Source organism: Streptomyces sp. NPDC030995 (assembly GCF_055571215.1).
The window spans coordinates 1362-20928 of the sequence record NZ_JBVIFS010000030.1 but is presented as its reverse complement, the minus strand read 5'-3'; the positions used below and the strand labels follow the sequence as shown (position 1 = coordinate 20928).

Sequence of the window (19567 nt, the reverse complement as noted above, 5' to 3'; positions counted from 1 at the left end):
CCCGCGCGAGTTCACGCCCCGAGGGCGTCCTCGACACTCACGTGCAGAGAGAGGACCGTATCGGCACCGGTCACGGCGAAGAGCCGTCGCAGCTGCTCTCCGGGGGCGGCGATACGCAGGACGGTGAGGTGGTGCAGCCGCAGAAGCAGGTTCAGGAAGGAGGAATCACCGAAGGTGATGGAGCCGGCGTCCAGAACCACCAGCGGGTGCCGGCCGGCGGCGGAGATGAGAGCCTCCTCAAGGGGAGCCAGCGTGTCCTGGTCGAGCTCTCCGTGGGCCGACACCACCCACCCTGCCCCCGCCTGGTAGCCGTCCCCGACCACACCTCGCGGGTGTGCGTCCCTTGCTCCAGTCATGTCCGCCTCCCCGGATTCGCCACCTGTACGTCCTCCTCAAGGGAGTATGCCTGCTCGTTCCGCCGGTGCGGCCGCCCCCCGGCTGGGCGCCCGCCCCTTCGGCCGCACGGCACGGCTCGACGAGGAGACCGATGTCACGATGGTGTGTAGAACCGCGAAGTCGGGGCAGAAGGGCCCCGGCAGCCGTCAGTCAATCGGGAGGGAGCGGCCACCATGTCTCGCTCGGCCAGCACCATAGGGCCCATTCGTGCAACAGACGCGCACGTCCCTGCATGTGACCGAGGCACCGCGGGAGCGCCAACGCAGGACGAGGACCTGTTCCGGGTGGAGAACGCCCGTGAGATGGCGCCCGGCGACGCACGCGCATTGTCGCGGCTCTTCTTCGGGAGGCTGCGCACCCTGGAAGAGGGGACGCGCGAGTACCAGTACACGCGCAACACCCTGATCGAGATGAATCTCTCCCTCGTGCAGTTCGCCGCGCGACGTTTCCGCTCCCGGACGGCCGGTGGCGGTCTCGACATGGACGACATCATCCAGGTGGGAACCATCGGCCTCATCAAGGCCATCGACCGCTACGACCTCGAGCGCGAGGTCGAGTTCTCCACCCTCGCCCTCCCCTACATCACCGGCGAGATCAAGCGCTACTTCCGCGACACCACCTGGGCCGTGCACGTCCCGCGGCGCCTCCAGGAACTGCGCGTGGAGCTCGCCAAGGCCCAGGAGGCCCTGACCGACGTCCTGGGCAGGGCGCCGACGGTCAAGGAGGTCGCCCGGCACCTGGAACTGTCCGAGGACGAGGTCATCGACGGGCTGGTGGCCGCGAACGGCTACACGAGCGGTTCTCTCGACGCCGCAGGCGCGGAGAGCGACGCGCCGTCCACGACGGCCCCGAGGACCCGACCGCTGGCGGAACGCCTCGGCGACGTCGACCCCGCCATGGAACTCTTCGAGGAGTTCCACACCCTCGCACCCCTGCTGGAGCAACTGGACGAGCGCGACCGGCTCATCCTGCAAATGCGCTTCGGCGAGGAGAAGACCCAGGCCGAGGTCGGCGCCGAACTGGGCATCTCCCAGATGCAGGTCTCCCGCATCCTGTCCCGGACCCTGGCCCGGTTGCGCGACGGCATGCTCACGGTGTAGGCCCGGGCCATGACGTCCCTCCACCGAAACGACCGCTCCGCCTCCCCCGTCGGCTCGCAAGCGAACCAGCACGACGGGGTGGGGGCGGACGCAGTCGCGCGGTGCGCGGAGACGCGGACGGGAACAGGATCGGGCACGGGAACGGGCACCGGCACGGGCACGGGCACGGGAGCGGGCGCAACGACGCGGCTGACCGCCCTGCCGTTGCAGGACCGCCCCGGCGCACGCCTGAGCGGCAGCTGCGACCTCGACACCAGGCATGCCCTGGCCGCCGCGCTCGGCGTCGTGACCGGGATTCCCGGCCCCGTCGTCCATCTCGATCTTTCCGCCGTGGCCTTTCTCGACATGGCAGCAGTCGCCGCCCTGGTACGGGCTTCCGCCGCCCTCAGCGGGCAGGGGCGGCGCCTGCTGCTCCACGACCCGCCGTACTCGCTCCGCAAGGTAGTGGAGATGTTCCCGGACGAATGCGCCGCGCTGGAGGTCGCAGCATGATCACTGTTCCTGCGCCCGCCGGGCCCGGGGCCTTCGTCCATCCCGCCCTCTTCTACCGGGATCTGGCCGAGTACCTGGCCGGGGTCGGTGCCTTCGTACGTGGCGCCCTGTCGGCCGACGAACCGGTCCTCGTCGCCGTGCCGGGCCCGCACCTGGACGCCCTGCGCGAGAGCCTCGGCGAGAGCGCGGCGGAAATCGTCTGGACGGACATGACGGAGCTGGGCCGCAACCCCGGCCGCATTCTGGCCGCCTTGCAGGACTTCGCCGACCGGCACGCGGGCCGCGCGGCCCGGATCGTCGGCGAGCCGATCTGGCCCGGCCGCTCCCCCGCCGAGGTGCTGGAGGCCACCCGTCACGAGGCCCTCATCAACACGGCCTTCGCCGGCCGGCCGGCGACCATCCTGTGCCCGTACGACGTACGGGGGCTGGCGCCCGCGGTGGTGACCGACGCCCGGCGCACGCACCCCACGCTGATCGAGAAGGGCCGAAACCTGCTGAGCCCGGCTTACACCGACGCCTCGTGGGTCTCCGCGGACTGCAATCTCCCCCTGCCCGAACACGGCGGCGAGGTGTCCCGGCTCGATTACTCCCACGGAGGGCTGGCCGAGGTGCGCGAGCACGCCGAGGGCTGGGCACGCACCACGGCCCTGACCCCGGCGCGGCGTGGCGACCTCATCCTGGCCATCAGCGAGGCAGCGGCCAACTCCCTCTCCCACGGGGGCGGGAAGGGCACCCTCCGGCTGTGGACCACCGCCGGCCCCGGGGCGGGAGTCGTCGCCGAGATCCGCGACACCGGCCGCCTGGCCGACCCCCTGGCGGGGCGCCGCCGCCCGTCCCTGGCATCGGTCCGGGGCGGCCGTGGTCTGTGGATGATCCACCAACTCTGTGATCTGGTCGAGGTCCGCGCCACGGAGAGCGGCTTCACGCTGCGACTCCACTTGGCAACGCCCTGAGACCGGCCGCCCCCTAGACTGTCACGGGGTACGAGAGCAAAGACCAGTGCAACGTGGGGGTGAGAGACCACAGTGGAGACCATGGGTCCGGAAACCGGCGATCCCGTGAGTGCCGGCCTTCCCGCCGGGGGACAGCGCCGTCGGCTCGCCCTGGCGGGCGTCCGCGGCATCGTGGCCAAGGGCCGCGACTTCACGCGTCAGGCCCTGCGGGACTGGGGCTGGGACGGGACGGAGACCGCCGAGGACACCCTGCTCCTCGTGTCCGAGCTGCTGACCAACGCGTCACTGCACGCGGACGGTTGTCACGAACTCGTGCTCACGGCCGGGGATTGCCTGCGCATCGAGGTGCGCGACGGCACGACGACGCTGCCCCGCCGCCACCCGGCCCCGCAGCGCGGCATCCCGGGCGGCCACGGTCTCTACATCGTGGAGCGCCTGTCCGATCGCTGGGGCGCGCAGACGCATGAACAGGGCAAGACGGTCTGGGCCGAGGTCGAGGCGTCCCGGCTGGTGTCCGGCAGGCCCGCGGGGCGATGAACGGCCGCCGCTCCTGGCGTCCTTGGCAGGAAGCGTCAATCCGGCCGCCGCGGGCAAGCGCGCATCATGAACTCACATCAGCTCACCGCTCTGTCCCTGGCCCCGGCGCCCGGCCCCGCCTGGGTGCACCTGCTCGTCATCGCCTTCGCGCTGATCGTCCTCGTACACACCCTGGCCCGGCACCGGTAGCGCCGTGCGCACGCGGATGCGCGGCAGGGCGTCCGGGTGCTTCTCCGCGAGCCAGCCGATCAGCTGCTCCCGTACGGCACAGCGCACCGTCCACAGGTCGTCGGCGTCCTTGGCCGTGACGATGGCGCGCACCACGATGGTGGAGGGCGTCGTCTCCGTGACGGCGAGGTCCCAGCCGCGGCCGTCCCACTCCCGGCAGGTGCCCAGGATCTCGTGGACCTTGTCGCGCATGAGGTCGACGGGCGCGCTGTGGTCGCAGTGGAGGAAGACGGTGCCGGTCATCTGGACGCCGCCGCGGGACCAGTTCTCGAAGGGGCGGGTGGTGAAGTACGAGACGGGCATGGTGATCCGGCGTTCGTCCCAGGTGCGTACGGCGAGGAACGTGAGGGTGATGTCCTCGACCACCCCCCACTCGCCCGCGACCACGACCGTGTCGCCGATGCGCACCATGTCGCCGAACGCGATCTGGAAGCCGGCGAAGAGGTTTCCGAGGGTGGACTGGGCCGCGACGCCGGCCACGATGCCGATGATCCCGGCGGAGGCGAGCAGGGAGGTGCCGAGCGTGCGGAAGCTCGGGAAGGCGAGGAGCATCGCGGCGGCGGCGACGACGGCCACGACGACCGTCACGACCCGCATGATCAGCGTCACCTGGGTGCGGACGCGGCGCACCCGGGCCGGGTCGCGGGTACCGGTGGCGTAGCGGGCGTACCCCGACTCGACGACGGCGGAGGCCACCGCCACGATCAGCCAGGCTCCCGCACCGATCAGGGCGAGCGAGAGGATCCGACCGACGGTGGCCGCGTTGTCGTGCAGCGGCGGCCATGCGATCTGCCGGTAGCTGCCCGTGAGCAGCGCGGCGAGCAGCACGATCTGCAGGGCGCGGCGGCAGCGCCGCAACAGGTTCCACAGGGGCGTTTCGGGGTGTCGTGCGTCGACTCGGCGCAACACCAGGTCGACGGCCCATCCGGCCACGACGGTGACCAGGATCGAGCCCCCCAGGACGGTCGGCAAGAGAAGAGCGCTGTTCATATGTCCTCGGCGGATGTAGGCGGCATGGACCCGCACGCGCCTGCCCCACGGGAGGGAGCTGACACAAGGGCGCACGCACCGCCGGGCTCTCGGGCCCGTGCATGGGCCCGTCAGGGGCGGGTAGCCGCGCCGCGAGACGTCCTGACGGACGACCCGCACCTCAGGGTGCGGGCTGCCGACGACACGGAAGGATGCACATGTCGCACGTCGAGGAGTATGTCGAGGTCAACGTCCCCGTACGCACCGCCTACAACCAGTGGACGCAGTTCGAGGAGTTCCCCGCCTTCATGGAGGGGGTCGAACGCATCGACCAGCGCACGGACACGCTCACCCACTGGGTGACGAATGTGAACGGTGTGCAGCGCGAGTTCGACGCGCAGATCACCGAGCAGCTCCCGGACCGGCGTGTCGCGTGGATGACGGTCGACGGCGAGGCCCGCCAGGCCGGGCTCGTCACCTTCGAGCCGATCGACGCGACCACCACCAAGGTCGTCCTGCACATGAACTGGGTGCCCGACGGTCTGGCCGAGGCGGCCGCCGACAAGCTCGGCTTCGTCAGGCGTCAGGTGGTGGGTGATCTGAAGCGGTTCAAGCTGTTCATCGAGTCCCGCGGGGTCGAGACGGGCGCCTGGCGCGGCGAGGTCTGATCGCGGTGAGAAGCCGTACCGCGGACAAGGGGGCCCGAGCCGCATCGCGGGGCGGCGGATTCCGGGAGGTCACGGCGCGCTGCGGGCTGGTGGCGCGCGGGGTGCTGTACGTGCTGATCGGGATCCTGGCCGTACGCATCGCCTTCGGCGGCGGCGGCACGGAAGCCGACCGTCAGGGCGCCCTCCAGGAGCTCGCGGGAAAGCCCTTCGGCGGTGTCCTCATCTGGGCCGTGGGCATCGGGCTCGTGGGCATGATGCTGTGGCGTCTGTCGGAGGCGGTGTTCGGCGCGGCCGGACCGGAGGGCGACAAGCTCACGAAGCGGCTGTCCTCGGCGGGCCGGTGCGTCTTCTACGCCGTGGTCGCCTTCTCCGTGTTCACGTTCTCGGCGGGCGGCGGACGCTCCGGAGACGAACAGTCGCGCGATGTGACGGCGAAGGCGCTGGATCTGCCCGCCGGCCAGTGGCTGGTGGGCGCCGCCGGGCTCGCGATCGGCGTCGCGGGGGTGGTCATCGCGGTGCAGGCGGCGCGACTCACCTTCCGCAAGCACCTCGACATGGGCGGGGTCTCGGCACGGTGGCGCAAGGTCGTCGACTTCCTCGGGGTGACCGGCGGCGTGGCCCGGGGGATCTTGTTCGCGGCGGTCGGCGGCTTCGTCGTGTACGCGGCGGTGCAGTACGACCCCGCGCGGGCGAAGGGGATCGACGACACCCTGAGGTCGTTCGCCCACACCGGGGCGGGGCCGTGGCTCCTGGTCACGGTCGCCGTGGGGCTGGTGCTCTTCGGGGTGTTCTCCTGGGCGATGGCCCGGTGGCGCGAGGTCTGATCCCCGTCGGCGTTCCTCGACGGCGGCCCGGCCGGAGCACCGGCGGGCAAGAACACCGACGGCATCGCCGTAACCACCCTGCCCGACTTCCCTGCCCGACTTCGATCTCCCGCGCGGCGCCCGGGAGCCGGACGTCCCGCCCCGCCCCCCGCAGGCTCAGCCTCCGGGGGGCGGGGCCTTGTGGTCCCGGCGCCCGGTGGCCAGCCGGGAGGCCTCGATCTCCGCCCAGACGACCTTGCCGGTGGCGTGGGCGTAGGAGCCCCACCGGTCGGACAGCCGCTGCACGATGTGCAGGCCGTGGCCGCCTGGGACGCCCGGCCGGGGCACGGCCCGCGGCCGTGGCAGCACCCTCGCGCCGTCGAGCACATCGATGCGCAGAGCCTCACCGGCGGTCAGTACGAGCTCGTGGCAGCCACTCGCGTGCAAAGCCGCATTGGTCACCAGCTCGGAGACGACGAGCACGGCGTCCTCGGCGCTCTCGTGACGGTCCCATCCCCAGTCCCGCAAGGTCTGGCGGGTGAAGGCACGTCCCTTGGCGACCGCGCCCCGGACACTGCGCAGGGCGAGTCGGCGGGACTGGCCCGCGACCGGCACTCCCGCACGCCGAGGATCGCCGGCGGCTGTTCCTGTCGTGTCCACTGTGGTCTCACCCCGACCGTTGACGCTGCTGTGTTGGATGGAGGGAGGGGGCTCCGTCTGCGAGCCGCCCAGACCGGCCGACCTGCGTCCGTCGTCCCCGATGTCGCGTATGCCCGCCCTCGTCGCCCGGACACGTGAACACCGCCAACGGAGTACGGGGCCACCGAACTCACCTGTACAACAGACAGGAGCCGACAGGCTGGGGCGGGACCGCTGTATCAGCGGTCCCGCCCCAGCCTGCCGGCTCCTGCGAGTACGGCCGGTCGTCCCGCGCCGCGTCGCCGGGGGCCTCCCGTGTCCGGCGTGGGCCCACCGGCTACCAGTAATGGCGCCGGCCGCCGACCGCGTGCCCGACCGAGCCCAGGATCCACAGCACAGCACCCACCACGAGCAGGATGATGCCGATGGTCCACAGGATGGAAATTCCGGTCAGGAAACCGACGATCAGAAGAACAACTCCGACGAGAATCATGATGCCCCTCGTTCTCACGTTGGGAATTCGGCGGAACAGTTGGATCCGCCGTGGCACCTCACATGGCGCTTACCCTCGAATTCCGCCCTTATCAGTGCTGTGTCACCTCATCCTCTGCTGAGCGGCAAGAAACGCACCGCTCAGACCTCGGCACCGCAGGAGCCCGCCTCACGCGCGGTGACTGCCGACCGGGCCGTCACCGGGCAGGCCTCCGATGCCGTAGTAGGTGCCCAGTTCCTGCCGGTAGGCGGCGTCACCCAGGTGCTTGTCCCGGTGGAACTCGGGGGCGCCCTTGATCTGGTCCTTCGTGCGGTTCACGTAGACCTTCTCCTCCTGCAAGTCGATCTGGGACACCGTGCTCGCCGGGAGGAGGACCTCCTTGCCGAAGATCCACACACCGGTGTCGACGACCAGGTAGGCGTCACCGACCTCGTAGGAGTGCTTGTCCACCTTGCCGATTTCGCCGTCGGTCGCCTCGACCTTGTACCCGGTGAGGTCGGCCCCCGCCAGGTGGCCCGATGACTGCGGGTAGCTCCACACATGCTCAGTCACGCGAAAACATCTCCTCCGGTAGGACTGTGGCAGGGTGGTCGCACCGCCGCCCTCAGGTATTGAGGAGGCGGTTGAAGAACGAGCGGTAGTGCTGCAGAGCCAGCCGCAGGTCCTCCGTCGCCACCTGCTCGCCACGGTCCCACTGACCCTCCAGCCCCTGCTTGTGCGCGGAGAACGTGCCGGCCAGGGTCTGCATGACCTCGGCCACCAAGGTGTCCGCCGACCTGACCGCGGCCTGCGGGTCGTCGACGAACCGGCCCTGGATCTCGCTCCATGCCCTGCGGTACTCCTCCGCCTCGTCGGTGCCGAGAAGCGGCCCGGTCTCACCGGCGGCCGGTTCGACCCCCTGCTCGGCCCCGGTCTCCTCGGCCGGGCTCTCCTCTACTGGGGTCTCATCGGCCCCGGTCTCCTCATCCCGGATCTCCTCGTCCCGGGTTTCCTCGTCCCGGGTTTCCTCGTCCCGGAACTCCTCGTCGTCGCCGCGAGTTGCCTCACCCGGATAGGCCGGTGCCTCGCGTCCGCCTCCCGCACCCGGATGTGCGAGGTCCTCCGTGGTCAGGCCGGGCTCGGTGGCCCGCCCCTCCTTGTCACCGTAGATCTGCATGTCACCCGCTCCTCTGGTCGGCGAGCAGTTCCTCGAACAGAGCCCGGTAATGGACCATGGCCCCGCGAAGCTCTTCCGTCGTCGCCTGCCCGCTTCCGCTGCGTTCCTTGACGCCGTGCGCGGCCCGGTAGTGCTCCAGCGTGCGTCCGTGCTCGACCGACAGGTCGCGGACGGCACCGCTGTACCCCTCAGTGGGGTAGCCGCGCTCCGTCATCAGCCGCGACACCAGCGCGTCGGCCTCGGACACCGAGCCTTCGGGCCGGTCCACGAAGTGCTCCTGGACCCCGCTCCACTCCTCGGCGTACTGGCGTCGCCGCTCGGGGGGCAGCTCCTTGATGTCGAGCTTGTCGTGCCGTTCCTCGCGGGCACGCAGGTCGCGCTCGGCGGCCAGCTTGCCGCCCTCTTCCTCGACCGCGCGCTCGTACTCGGGTCCGAACCGGCTGCGCAGGCGTCGTCGTCGCGCCAGCATGGCCAGCACCACGGTGAGCGCGATCACCACGAGTGCAGCGCCGACGATGATGACTATCAGCGTGGTTGTTGACATGTGCGGCCTCCGTTCTGGGGCCTTTCCGTATGCATTGGCGCGGCTGCCCACCCCGCCGCCGGCCAAACCCATCTGCCGTCACGCCTCGGGCAGGGGCGAACGCAACGCGCTGCGCCCCTGGTCCCAGGCCTCTCGGATGTGGTGCGCGAGACGGTCCTCCAGCAGGACCGTCGCCGCGCACCCGAAGGCGATGTCGGCCTCCAGGTCCGGTTCGTCGGCCAGCAGGCCTCCGATCACCTCGTGGCGTACGACCTGTTCGTGGACGGCGTCGGCCTCGACGTGCTCGGCGTAGAAGTGCTCGGCGGCAGGTCCGGCCCCGCAGCGCCGCATCGCCTTGGCCAGGCGCCTGGACCCGGGCGACGAGGTGACCTCGACGCACGCGAAGTGGCCGACGAGAGCGCCGCGCATGGCGCGGTGGAGCCCGAAGAGGGACATCAGGTTCACGGTCGCGAGCAGCGGCGCCGGGGCGTGGTCCAGGTACCGGCCGTACGCGGTATCAAGCTCCAGGTCGGCCATGAGGTCCGCGAAGAGCCGTGCGTGGATGCGGTCGGCGCGGCCGGCGCCGAACTCGTCGTACTCGATGGCCACCATGGCGGCCTTGGCGCGGCCGGTGAGCCGGGGGATGACCCAGGCGTGCGGGTCCGCCTCCTTGAGGTGGTAGAGGGAGCGCAGGGCCGCGTACTCCCGCAACTGCCAGAGCGCGCCCTCGGTTTCGAGGTGGTGGCTGAGGCTGCCGGAGAGGTCCACGGGCTCGACGAGCAGCGGGGCGAAGGCCTCCTCGACCGAGCGGGAGGCGCCGGTCAGCTCGGCGCGCAGGGCGTGCAGGAAGCGGGTTTCCAACGACTGGCGCAGCCCCAGCAGGTCCGGGTCCCATTCCCGCTCGTCGTCCACGCCGTGGAAGCCGCGGTAGTGCAACTCGTACAGCAGGTACAGCGCGAGCTGGAGGTCTTCCCCCCACGGGTCGGCCTTCAGTACGGATCCGGGGGCGTACACCGGCGGGCCGCCCGAGCGCAGGGCCTGGGTCACGGCTCCGGACAGCTCGCCCCGCTCCTCGACGAGGCGGGGGCCGGTGACGGTCGCCGTCGTGCTCGGGCTCGTGCTCGGGCTCGCGCTCGGAGCGGTCATCACGGGTTCCTCTCCTCGGGCGGCGCGTCGGCTCGCTCACGACGGCGGTGGCTGGTGTCGCACCAGGGGTAGGTACGGCTGCGGCGGCAGGTGCACACCGCGACCATGAAGCGGTCGGACCGGGCGACCGTTCCGTCGTCCAGGACGATCTCGACCGGTCCCTCGATCAGGACCGGGCCCTGCGGATCCACGGACATCCGGCGGGCGTCCGCCCGTACGGAGGCCCGCGACGGGGCACTGTCAGAGGCACTGGGCACGGATGATCACCAGCTCTTCCCACTCGTCGCCTTCGCCCGCCAGGCCCTGACGCTCCAGCCAGGCCCGTCGCGAACGCAGGACCGGGCCCCACGGCACGGAAGTCCTCGCCGTGACCCCCGCGGCCAGCCCCACCCCGGTCAGCCGGGCCACGGTCTCCTCGGGCCCGCACATGCCCGAATGCACCATGAGCAGGACCCCGCCGGAACGCAGCAGTGCCCGGGCACTCGTACAGATCCGGTCGATGACCCAGCGCCCGTCGGGACCGGCGTCCCAGGCCTGCTCCGGCCCGTGCGACGGGAGCCGGGCCCCCGGGGCCGGGACGTACGGCGGATTGGCGACGACGAGGTCGAAGCGGCGCCCGGCGGTGCGTGTGGCGAAGTCGCCGTGCAGGACGCGCAGGGGCAGTCGCTGACGCAGTGCGTTCAGGCGCGCCGTGGCCACGGCGGGCCAGGAGACGTCGACCGCGGTGACGCGGGCTCCTCTGCCGGCGGCCTGCAGGGCCAGTGCCCCGGTGCCCGTGCCGATCTCCAGCGCGTGAGTCCGCAGGCCGACGTCCTCATGGGCGAGCGCCTCGGCGAGGAAGCGGGTATCGGCCTGGGGCCGATAGACACCCGGCAGCGCGATCAGGTCGGCAGGCAGCGTGCCCGAGGTCGAAACCGCTGTACTGGACACCGCGTACCTCCGGGATCGAATGCGGCCCTCTGGGACGGGCCGCGGAAATTGACGACACCGTGCGGCTGCCCCGACCGAAGCACCTCAGCCGGAATTCCGCCGATCTTCAGAGGAACAGACGGAATCGCCTCACGGCCCGGCGCCGTCGCCCGGTCTACGGTGGAAGCGTTCCCTCCCCCGCGAGCGGCAGATGAGGCTGGCAGCTGTGTCGACATCGAGCCACGAGATCTTCGGTGCCCCGTGCTGGGTCAGCCTGCTGGCCCGGGATCTTGATGCCGCCCAGCGGTTCTACGGTGCGGTCCTCGGCTGGGACTTCCGTCCCGCCGATCCCGGCGATCCCGGCGACGGCAATATGGTCGCCTTCCGCGACGGGGCCCCCGTCGCGGGCATCGGCGCACTCGCGGGAAGTGCCGGCGTACCGGTGGTGTGGACGCCGTACTTCGCCGTCGAGGACGCCGACGTGACCGCCGCACGGATCCGTGAACGCGGCGCCACCATGGCGGTGGGCCCCCTGGCGTTCGGCGCCGGGAGGGCCGCCCTGGCGGCGGACCCCGCCGGGGCCGTCTTCGGTTTCTGGCAGGGCGAGGTCGTCCCCGACTGGTCGGTGGGCCACGGGAGCGCCCCGGCCTGGCTGGAACTGCGAACCCGCGACGCGTTCGCCGCAGCCATCTTCTACGGTGAGGTCCTCGACTGGGGCGGCGAGCGTCTCGGCTGCTGCACCATCTCCTACGAGCACGACCACGTCGTCCTGCGCCACGGCCACGACACCGTCTCCCGCATCAGCGGCGGCGCGCTCGAAGCGGCCCCGGACCCCGAGGTCCGCCCCCGCTGGCACGTCCACTTCCGCGTGCCCGACCTGGAGACGGCGGTCGGAGCCGCTGTCCGGCTGGGGGGCAGGACCGCCTCACCCGTACAGACGTCCAGCTCCAGCCGGTGGGTCGTTCTCGCCGATCCCGAGGGGGCCCTCTTCACCGTGGTCGCACCCCAGGACCCGCCGCCCTGACCCGGCCGGACGTCCCCTCCATCCCGGCGGACACGAGATGCACGGTGGTTCGGGTGCGCGCACCATGACCTTGACACCACCGTCGGCGAAGCGAACTCGGTCCGCCCGGCAGGAGGACTCCACTCATGGCCGTCCGTCATCGGTTGATCCGCCGTCCCACGCAGGCGGTGTGGGCGGTGCTGGCCGATCCGACCATGTACGGGGAGTGGGTGGTGGGCCCGTCCGAGTCCACGCCGCTCGACCAGGCCTGGCCCGAGGTCGGCTCGCGGCTGCGCTACACCGTGCGGCTGGGTCCTTGGTCGGCCGAGGGGGTGACGACCGTGCGCCACGGGGTGCCCGGCAGGGAGCTGGAGCTGGAGGCCTCGTTCCATGCGCTGGGCACCGCGAGGATCTTCCTACAGCTCCGGCCGTGGGGCGAGGAGACCCTCGTCGTCTGCGACGAGCACCCCCTGCGCGGCATCGGCGGTGCCCTCCACAACCCCGCGATCGAAGTGCTGCTCCAGCTCCGGCACCGCGGCATGCTGGCCCGCCTGGCCCGGGTCGTGGAGCAGAACCGCACGGGGGCCCGCCGTACCTGACGCGGTGGTCCTCGCCGCTGCGGCCGCCCACCCCGGCCGCGGTGGATTCCCGGATCCGGGGGTCCTACCGTGGGAAAAGCAGCGGGAGCGGCCATGCGCGTCACGTCACCCTTCGGGCGGATACCGAGCACGATCCGCCGTGCGCGGGCCGGACGCCGCTGGGCCCGCGTCCGGGACCTGGAGCTGTGGCAACGTGCCCTGGGCTTCGCCGCACTCGGGTTTCTGACGCTGGTACCCCTCCTGATCGTCGTGTCCGCGGCGGATACGCGCAGCGGGCAGGGGTTCGCAGAATGGCTGGGAGACGGGCTCGGTGTTTCGCCGGCCGCCAAGGCGGAGATCGAGCGGCTCTTCGCCCTGCCCGGCCAGGCCTGGCGGACCACGACGGCGTTCGGGCTCGCGCTGCTCGCCGTATTCGGCTTGTCCTTCGGCACGGTGATGCAGAGTGGCTACGAGAGGGTCTGGGACCTGCCCCCGGCCCGCTGGTGGGCCAGATGGCGTCACGTGGTGTGGCTGGGCGTGCTGGTCGGCGTCCTCTACCTCTCGGTGATCACGCCGCCGTGGCGCGAGTCGCCGGCCCGCGGCTACGTCACGGTGGCGATCGGAACCCTCTTCTTCTGGTGGTCCCAGCGGCTGCTGCTCGGCGACCGGGTCTCGTGGACCGCCCTCCTACCCGGGGCGGTGGCCACCATGCTCGGACTGCTCGGGCTGCGGATCTTCTCCCGGCTCGTCTTCTCACCGCTGATCGCGTCCAATGCCGTCACATACGGCCCCTTCGGCACCGTCCTCGTCATCCAGACCTGGCTCGTCGGTGTCGGCGTCGTCGTGTTCGGGGGCGCCCTCGTCGGCCGGCTGCTCCACGACGAGCTGCTGCGCCGGACGCCCCCGGCGGACCTCGGCCGGTGACAGGTCTTTCGCGTCGCTCCCTGGTCACGCGCGCACGCGGGATAGCGTTGGCCTGACGCCGTGGCGGTGCACCGGAGCGGTGTGGAGGCAGGAGCCTGATCGTGGGAAAGCTGGATGCGTTCACCGGCGTACTCGACTATCCGATGTACGTGGTCACGGCGGCGGCCGGGGACGAGCGAGCCGGTTGCCTGGTGGGCTTCGCCTCCCAGTGCTCGATCGATCCGCCGCGCTTCATGGTGTGGCTCTCCGTCGCCAACCGCACATACCGGATCGCTCGCAACGCGTCCCACCTCGCGGTGCACGCCCTACGGAACGATCAGAAGCGGACGGCGGAGCTCTTCGGGAGCCGGACCGGCGACGAGATCGACAAATTCGAGCACATCGCCTGGCGGCGGCCGTCCCACGGGGCCGCGCCGGTCCTGGATGACGCGTGCGCCTGGTTCCTCGGCCGGATCGAAGGGCAGGTCGACGGCGGAGACCACGTCGGATTCCTGCTCTCGCCCGTCGAGCACGGCCCTCCCGGCCCTCTGCGGCCGCCCCTGCTGCTCCTCAGCGACGTCCAGGACCTCACACCGGGGCACCCGGCCTGAGCCCCGGCGCGGCCGCCCGCCTGTACGCAAGTGCCCCGCCGGGTCACTGCCCGGCGGGGCACTTCGTGGGTCGGGTCGGGACGCGGTCAGGACCTGCGGGTGGACTTCTTGATCTTGTCCGACGTCTTCGACGCCATCTCCTCGGCCTTGCCGCTCATCTGCTCGGCGCCGCCCTCCGCCTGCATGCGCTTGTCGTCGATGGCGTCGCCCGTGCTCTCCTTGATCTTGCCCTTGACCTGCTTGGCCTTTGCCTTTGCCTTGCTCATGACGGGGTTCCTTCCTGGAAGGGTGCCGGGGGGTTCGCTCGTTCAGTCGGGCGGTTCCGGTACTGCGGGCGGATCGCCGGGCGGGGGCCGGTCAGGGGCCGGACGGGGGTCACGGGGCTTGGGACCGGGACTCGGTGGTACCGGTTCGCGGGGTACCGGATCCGGCCTCCCCGGAGTGGGCCCGGGGCCTTCGGGTTCCGGCGTGGTGGTCGACTCCATGGGGTTCACGGAGCTCCTTTGCTTCGGCTCTCTGCGTTCCGGCATGTTCCGGCGTCTGCCCGGACCGTTCCGCGGCAAACGGCTCCTACGTCAGGCGGCGGCCACGGCTTCGGCCAGGCTGTCCACCACATCGCTCAGCCGTCCGCGCCGGCGGTGGGCGACCCGCTGCTGAGCCGAACCGTTGCCTTCGACCCGTACGCGGTCGAGGAGGGCGTCCACCAGGGGCAGGTCGCCGGCGTCGGCGAGACCCGGCGCGGCCCGCTCGCGCAGCCGGGCGAGCAGGGCCCAGGTCGGTATCAAGGCCCCGCTGACCGGATCGAGGCCGTAGCCGTCCAGGCCGTGCGCGGCCGCGCGCCGGTGGGCTTCGCGCAGCCTCGCGGGCTCCAGGGCCGGGACGGGAACGCCCTCGGCCGCCTCCGTGAGCAGGGTGGCGGCGAGTCCCCGTACGAGGACCGCCAGGAGTACGACGGTGTCTATGCGGGCGTTCACGTCGGCGACACGGATCTCGAGGGTCGGGACGTGCTCGGAGGGGCGGGCGTACCAGTAGATCATCCGCCGGTCCATCACCGTACCGCTCCGTACGAGCGCGTCGGCGACCCTTTCGTACGACGCCTCGTCGAGGACCGGGGCGGGCCCCACGGTGGGCCACTGGGCGTGCTCCACCGCCCGCCAACTGGCGTATCCGGTGTCCCGGCCCCGGTCGAAGGGGGAGTTGGCGGCGAGCGCCTGGAGCGAGGGCAGCCACGGGCGCATCCGGTTGGCGAGGTCGAGGGCCTCCGCCCTGCCGTTCACCCCGATGTGGACGTGACATCCGCACACCGCCCAGTCGTAGTTCCCGAGGACCGGGGCGAAGCGCGAAGCCATCCTTCGATAGCGCTCGTCGCAGGTGACGGTCAGGGGATGCTCCGGGGCGGTGACGGTCGTACCGGTAGCCAGCACCAGGCAATCCTCGGCGGCCGCGGCGCGGACCACCTCGCCCCGCAGCCAGGCCAGCTGGGCCCTGAGCTCGGCGGGGCTCGCCGTGGGGCTGGTGCACACCTCCACCTGGGCGGTGAAGAACTCCGGCTGCACCAGGGGGCCGAGCGTGCGCGAGGCGGCTTCGATGACGCGTGGTCCTCGGCCCACCGGTGCACGGGTGCTGCGGTCGACGAGCAGGAACTCCTCTTCGACTCCCATGGTCAGGGTCGCGGCCCCGCCGGGGAGGTGCTCCTGCGGCACGGTGGACGCGCCGGTCGCTCCTTCGCGGCCGGCGGCAGCCGGGGTGGGTACGGTCAGTGTCATCGCAAGGCGCCTCCGTCGATCGAGGCCGATGGCCCGGGCCGGGCACATCATGGGCCGGGTAATCGATCACGCATTCGGCTCAAGCAGCGCATACCCCTCAGACCGGCGCTCACGCGGGGTCGGCAGCGGTCTGCCTTCAGGGCGGCTCCAGGACAAAGGGGAGGTAGTCCGTGTCCCGGCCGGACGGGATCACCGCGTAGCTGGCCTCGGGAAGCTCGTTCCACACACCGGGCAGGTCCCCCAGCGGTTCGGAGACCACGATGCGGGATTCATCGGAGATCTCCTGGAGGTACTGCACCTCCGGGTGGAGGTGGCGGACGGTCTCTGCGCGGCTGCTGTAGAAGAGCGACCGGGAGTGCCCCTGGCTGGAGTAGCGGAAGGCCCAGACCCGCTCGCCGTCGCTGACCGCCACCGTCATCTGGAGCGGATCCGGCACGCCGTGTTGCTTGCCGAGATACTCCACCAGGCCCGCCATACGGGCCACCGCGCCCGGGACGTCCTGGTCGAGGCCGAGGGTGACCGCCAGGTAGAACATGACCTCGGAGTCGGTGGACCCTTCGATGGACGGGAAGAGCGCCGGGTCGACGGCCATGCAGAGGTCACGCTGCAACCGGGGGAAATCCGCGATGGCTCCGTTGTGCATCCACAGCCAGCGGCCGTGGCGGAAGGGGTGGCAGTTGGTCTGCTGCACGGCCGAGCCCGTCGAGGCACGCACGTGCGCGAAGAACAGGGTGGAGCGGACGTGCGCCGCGAGCTCGCGCAGGTTGCGGTTGTTCCAGGCCGGTCCGATGTCGCGGAAGACCGCGGGCGTGCCATCGCCGTCCGCGCTGTACCAGCCGAGGCCGAAGCCGTCCCCATTGGTCGACTCCACCCCCATCCGGGCGTGGAGGCTCTGGTTGATCAGCGAGTGCTCGGGGCGGTAGAGCACGGCGTCGAGGAGCATGGGCGAGCCCGAGTAGGCGAGCCAGCGGCACATGCACACCATCCCCTTCCGCACCGCTCCCTTCGCGGCCTGCTCCGAGCGTAACCCCGCACCTCCGCTGCTTCAGGGCGCGCGCGCCGGGCCGCCCGGGCCGGGCCCCCACACCTGGGCGCGCCCTGAGGACGGCCGTGCCATGCTCAAGGGGTGAAGGGCGATGCCGCGCCTACGGGTGAGGGCGCCGGACCCGAGGTACTGGCGCTCGCCAAGGTGGTGGCCAGGCTGCGATCGAAAGTCGCGGACCTGGAAGGCGTCGCCGCGACCGAGGCCGTCGTGGAGCGGGCCAGGGGCGTCCTGATGGCCCGGGCAGGAGTATCCGCCGACACGGCCTACGAGATGCTCCTCGACCGGGCTCGCGAGCGGGGCGGCACCCTCCTGGAGGAGTGCTGGATCACGCTGGGGCAGATCCGCCCGCACCCGCCGCCCGGAACCTCGCCCCCGGCCCCGCCCGCCGCGCCCACAGCCGCCCCCGCGGGGAGGAAACCGGCCGCCTCGGCCTTCGGCGCAGGGCGCCGTCCCGCGGGCCCTCGCGCCGGTGGGTCCGCACCGCGCCCGGCCCTGGCCCGGCTCGCCGACGGCCTGGCGGCGGCCCACTGCGGTGACGACATCGCGGAGCTGCTGCGGACCGTGCTCGGCGGGGCCGCCGGCGTGGACGCGGTGATGATCTACTCCCTGATGTCCGCCGGAAGCCTGGAGCTGACCGGCCGCGCCGGCGTCGACGAGGCGCTGGCCGAGCAATGGCGCCACGTCCCCCCGCTCACCGGCATCGCCGCCCACGAGGCGATCGCCGGGCGGCGGGCCCTGTGGCTGGAGGACCCGGTGCAGGACGCCCGCCGCTACCTGCTCATCGGGGACCCGCCGGACCGGTGGCCCTCGCGCGCCTGGCTCCCCGTACCCCACGACGGGCCCCCGAAGGCGGCCATCGGTTTCCTGCGGACGCAGCCGGGCCCCTTCGCGGCCGACACCAGGGCGCTGCTGCGCCGGGCGGCCCGATTGTGTGCGGGGCCGCTGGGGATGCCGGAGCGGCCCCGCGACGGCGACGGCGAGGGAGCGGACGTCGACGTGGCGGCCGTCCAGCGGATCCTGGACGCGCTGGCCGGACCCGCGACCCTGCTCACCCCCCTGCGCTCGGAGACCGGCGAGGTGGAGGACTACCGCATCGACGCGGCGGCGCCCGAGTCGGTGGACGTCGCCGGGCGGCGCGGCAAGGAGCTCATCGGCCGCCGGATCCTGGAAACGTACCCGACCGTGGCGGGCACCCCGCTGTGGGACGGGTACCTGGATACGCTCACCACGGGCACCGGGTACGAGGGCGAGCCCTTCACCTACGAAGAGGTGGTCGCAGGCGTCCCGCGGCGGTCCGTCTACTCGGCACGGGCCTCCAGGCTGGGAGACCGCCTGGTCGTGACCTGGATCCGCCACGACACCAGCGAGCGGGAGGCACGGCGACTGGCCGACATGCAACGGCTGGGCAACCTCGGCTGGGCGGGCTGGAACCTGGCGACGGACACCATCACCTGGTCCGATCAGGTCTACGCCATCTTCGACCGGGACCCCCGAAAGGGGCCGATGACGCTCGAGGAACTGCCGCGGCACATCCTCCCCGACGACCTGCCGAAGCTGAGCGCGGCCGTCCGGCGGCTGCTGAGCAACGGGGAGGACATCGACCAGCCGTTCCGGATCACCACCGCCGACGGCGTGCGGCACCTGCGGATCGTCGCCGAGGCCCAGACGGACGTGGAGGGCACCCCCGTCGAGGTGCACGGCTTCTTCCAGGACCTCAGCGCGCAGCGCGGCGTCGAGCTCGCACTGCGTGAGAGCGAGCGCGCCGTCCTCCTCCAGCGCGGCATGCTCCAGGCCGAACGGGCGCTCGCCGCACGCCTCCAGGACACCCTGCTGCCGATCCCCGAGCAGTCCCTGGAACTGGCCGGCCTGTGCATCGACGTCGCCTACTTCCCCGCCGACCGGGGGGTCAACGTCGGAGGCGACTGGTACAGCGCCATCGAACTCCCGGATGCCAGCGCCCTGTTCGTCGTCGGGGACGTGGCGGGCCACGGTCTGGCCGCCGTCGGCACCATGGCCCAGCTGCGGTTCACCACGAAGGGCATGACGATCACCGGCTCGCCCCTGCCCGACGTCCTGCGCCGGCTCAACACCCTGCTGCTCCATACCGCTTCGGACCCGTCCGGCGGCGCCACCGCCACCATGGTCATGGGCCGCTACCAGCCCTGGGACCGGCGCCTGATCTGGGTACGGGCAGGGCACCTGCCCCCCTTGCTGGTCCGGGGCGACCGGGCGAGCTTCCTCGAGCAGCCGCCGGGCGCCCTCCTCGGCGCCAGCTTCGACGCCTCCTACGGGCAGGCCGTCATCGACCTGCTGCCCGGCGACCGCCTGCTGCTCTACACCGACGGACTCGTGGAGGAACCGGGCGAGGACCTCGACGTCGGACTCGACCGCCTCGCCGCGGCCACCCTGCGACTCCTCCGGGAGGGCCACGGCGACGCCCTCGCCCGGAAGCTCGCCGCGATGTGTCCGGGCAACCGCGACGACATCTGCGTTCTGGACATCCACGTCCCGGTCGACCCGTGATCCGGCGCGGGGGGGGGGGGAGGGGGGGGAGGGGGGGGGGGGGAGGGGGTGGTTGTCCCCATCCCCCCCCGCCCGATCTGAAGAAACAAGGAAGGGGGGGGGCCATCCACACCCAAAAACCCCCCC

Annotated in this window: 24 protein-coding genes; 11 read left to right on the top strand and 13 right to left on the bottom strand. The window is 71.8% G+C overall.

What is annotated here, in order from left to right; genetic code table 11:
• Positions 1-11: 11 nt before the first annotated feature.
• Positions 12-356 (bottom strand): STAS domain-containing protein, encoded by a 345-nt coding sequence (locus ACZ45T_RS31370; protein ID WP_468447268.1) that lies wholly within the window; start codon positions 354-356, stop codon positions 12-14.
• Between the two features lie 213 nt (positions 357-569).
• Between ACZ45T_RS31370 and ACZ45T_RS31365 the strand changes: the two genes are divergently transcribed.
• The 4 genes from ACZ45T_RS31365 to ACZ45T_RS31350 all read left to right on the top strand — a co-directional run bounded on the left by ACZ45T_RS31365 (position 570) and on the right by ACZ45T_RS31350 (position 3478).
• Positions 570-1496, top strand: a complete 927-nt coding sequence (locus ACZ45T_RS31365; protein ID WP_468447266.1) for a SigB/SigF/SigG family RNA polymerase sigma factor — start codon at positions 570-572, stop codon at positions 1494-1496.
• 9 nt (positions 1497-1505) lie between these two features.
• Positions 1506-1988 (top strand): STAS domain-containing protein, encoded by a 483-nt coding sequence (locus ACZ45T_RS31360; protein WP_468447264.1) that lies wholly within the window; start codon positions 1506-1508, stop codon positions 1986-1988.
• Positions 1985-2941: an anti-sigma factor RsbA family regulatory protein gene (locus ACZ45T_RS31355; RefSeq protein ID WP_468447262.1), complete on the top strand. Its 957-nt coding sequence runs from the start codon at positions 1985-1987 to the stop codon at positions 2939-2941. Before ACZ45T_RS31360 ends, ACZ45T_RS31355 begins: the two co-directional genes overlap by 4 nt.
• Before the next feature lie 81 nt (positions 2942-3022).
• On the top strand, positions 3023-3478 hold the full coding sequence (locus tag ACZ45T_RS31350) for an ATP-binding protein (protein WP_468447260.1): 456 nt from the start codon (positions 3023-3025) through the stop codon (positions 3476-3478).
• A gap of 72 nt (positions 3479-3550) precedes the next feature.
• Here the strand turns inward: ACZ45T_RS31350 and ACZ45T_RS31345 are convergent, their stop codons facing one another.
• Positions 3551-4696, bottom strand: coding sequence for a mechanosensitive ion channel family protein (locus ACZ45T_RS31345; RefSeq protein ID WP_468447258.1), 1146 nt, complete (start codon positions 4694-4696; stop codon positions 3551-3553).
• A 197-nt stretch (positions 4697-4893) separates the two neighbouring features.
• Here ACZ45T_RS31345 and ACZ45T_RS31340 point away from each other — a divergent pair, with 197 nt between their 5' ends.
• A complete protein-coding gene (locus tag ACZ45T_RS31340; protein WP_468447256.1) occupies positions 4894-5343 on the top strand; it encodes an SRPBCC family protein in 450 nt (149 codons plus the stop codon).
• 5 nt (positions 5344-5348) lie between these two features.
• Complete coding sequence (locus ACZ45T_RS31335; protein ID WP_468447254.1) at positions 5349-6167, top strand: DUF1206 domain-containing protein; 819 nt, start codon at positions 5349-5351, stop codon at positions 6165-6167.
• A 156-nt stretch (positions 6168-6323) separates the two neighbouring features.
• On the opposite strand, the gene ACZ45T_RS31330 is transcribed toward ACZ45T_RS31335, so the two are convergent.
• The 8 genes from ACZ45T_RS31330 to ACZ45T_RS31295 form a co-directional block, all read right to left on the bottom strand.
• Positions 6324-6806: an ATP-binding protein gene (locus ACZ45T_RS31330; RefSeq protein WP_468447252.1), complete on the bottom strand. Its 483-nt coding sequence runs from the start codon at positions 6804-6806 to the stop codon at positions 6324-6326.
• Positions 6807-7122: 316 nt separating this feature from the next.
• The gene (locus ACZ45T_RS31325; protein ID WP_468447250.1) at positions 7123-7278 is read right to left on the bottom strand and encodes a DUF6131 family protein; all 156 of its coding nucleotides are present in this window, start codon (positions 7276-7278) and stop codon (positions 7123-7125) included.
• Positions 7279-7446: 168 nt separating this feature from the next.
• Positions 7447-7830: a PRC-barrel domain-containing protein gene (locus ACZ45T_RS31320; protein WP_468447248.1), complete on the bottom strand. Its 384-nt coding sequence runs from the start codon at positions 7828-7830 to the stop codon at positions 7447-7449.
• Between the two features lie 52 nt (positions 7831-7882).
• Positions 7883-8434 (bottom strand): hypothetical protein, encoded by a 552-nt coding sequence (locus ACZ45T_RS31315; RefSeq protein WP_468447246.1) that lies wholly within the window; start codon positions 8432-8434, stop codon positions 7883-7885.
• Position 8435: 1 nt separating this feature from the next.
• Positions 8436-8978 carry a hypothetical protein gene (locus ACZ45T_RS31310; RefSeq protein WP_468447244.1) on the bottom strand — a complete coding sequence of 181 codons (543 nt, stop codon included), beginning with the start codon at positions 8976-8978 and terminating at the stop codon, positions 8436-8438.
• A 78-nt stretch (positions 8979-9056) separates the two neighbouring features.
• Positions 9057-10103, bottom strand: coding sequence for an iron-containing redox enzyme family protein (locus ACZ45T_RS31305; RefSeq protein ID WP_468447242.1), 1047 nt, complete (start codon positions 10101-10103; stop codon positions 9057-9059).
• Positions 10103-10300 carry a CDGSH iron-sulfur domain-containing protein gene (locus tag ACZ45T_RS31300; protein ID WP_468447379.1) on the bottom strand — a complete coding sequence of 66 codons (198 nt, stop codon included), beginning with the start codon at positions 10298-10300 and terminating at the stop codon, positions 10103-10105. The genes ACZ45T_RS31305 and ACZ45T_RS31300 overlap by 1 nt, the downstream gene beginning before the upstream one ends.
• 43 nt (positions 10301-10343) lie before the next feature.
• Entirely contained in the window at positions 10344-11033 is a 690-nt protein-coding gene (locus ACZ45T_RS31295; protein ID WP_468447240.1) for a HemK2/MTQ2 family protein methyltransferase, read from the bottom strand.
• Positions 11034-11289: 256 nt separating this feature from the next.
• Here ACZ45T_RS31295 and ACZ45T_RS31290 point away from each other — a divergent pair, with 256 nt between their 5' ends.
• The 4 genes from ACZ45T_RS31290 (at position 11290) to ACZ45T_RS31275 (ending at position 14107) form a co-directional block, all read left to right on the top strand.
• Entirely contained in the window at positions 11290-12036 is a 747-nt protein-coding gene (locus ACZ45T_RS31290; RefSeq protein WP_468447377.1) for a VOC family protein, read from the top strand.
• A gap of 125 nt (positions 12037-12161) precedes the next feature.
• Positions 12162-12614 carry an SRPBCC family protein gene (locus ACZ45T_RS31285; protein WP_468447238.1) on the top strand — a complete coding sequence of 151 codons (453 nt, stop codon included), beginning with the start codon at positions 12162-12164 and terminating at the stop codon, positions 12612-12614.
• Between the two features lie 93 nt (positions 12615-12707).
• Positions 12708-13517: a ribonuclease BN gene (locus ACZ45T_RS31280; RefSeq protein ID WP_468447236.1), complete on the top strand. Its 810-nt coding sequence runs from the start codon at positions 12708-12710 to the stop codon at positions 13515-13517.
• 101 nt (positions 13518-13618) lie between these two features.
• Positions 13619-14107, top strand: a complete 489-nt coding sequence (locus ACZ45T_RS31275; RefSeq protein ID WP_468447234.1) for a flavin reductase family protein — start codon at positions 13619-13621, stop codon at positions 14105-14107.
• 86 nt (positions 14108-14193) lie between these two features.
• Here the strand turns inward: ACZ45T_RS31275 and ACZ45T_RS31270 are convergent, their stop codons facing one another.
• The 3 genes from ACZ45T_RS31270 to ACZ45T_RS31260 all read right to left on the bottom strand — a co-directional run bounded on the left by ACZ45T_RS31270 (position 14194) and on the right by ACZ45T_RS31260 (position 16849).
• The gene (locus ACZ45T_RS31270) at positions 14194-14373 is read right to left on the bottom strand and encodes a CsbD family protein (RefSeq protein WP_468447232.1); all 180 of its coding nucleotides are present in this window, start codon (positions 14371-14373) and stop codon (positions 14194-14196) included.
• Between the two features lie 309 nt (positions 14374-14682).
• Complete coding sequence (locus tag ACZ45T_RS31265; protein ID WP_468447230.1) at positions 14683-15873, bottom strand: carboxylate-amine ligase; 1191 nt, start codon at positions 15871-15873, stop codon at positions 14683-14685.
• A 136-nt stretch (positions 15874-16009) separates the two neighbouring features.
• Positions 16010-16849 carry a class II glutamine amidotransferase gene (locus tag ACZ45T_RS31260; protein WP_468447228.1) on the bottom strand — a complete coding sequence of 280 codons (840 nt, stop codon included), beginning with the start codon at positions 16847-16849 and terminating at the stop codon, positions 16010-16012.
• Between the two features lie 150 nt (positions 16850-16999).
• On the opposite strand from ACZ45T_RS31260, the gene ACZ45T_RS31255 reads away from it, so the two are divergent.
• Positions 17000-19441, top strand: a complete 2442-nt coding sequence (locus ACZ45T_RS31255) for a SpoIIE family protein phosphatase (protein WP_468447226.1) — start codon at positions 17000-17002, stop codon at positions 19439-19441.
• Positions 19442-19567: the final 126 nt, after the last annotated feature.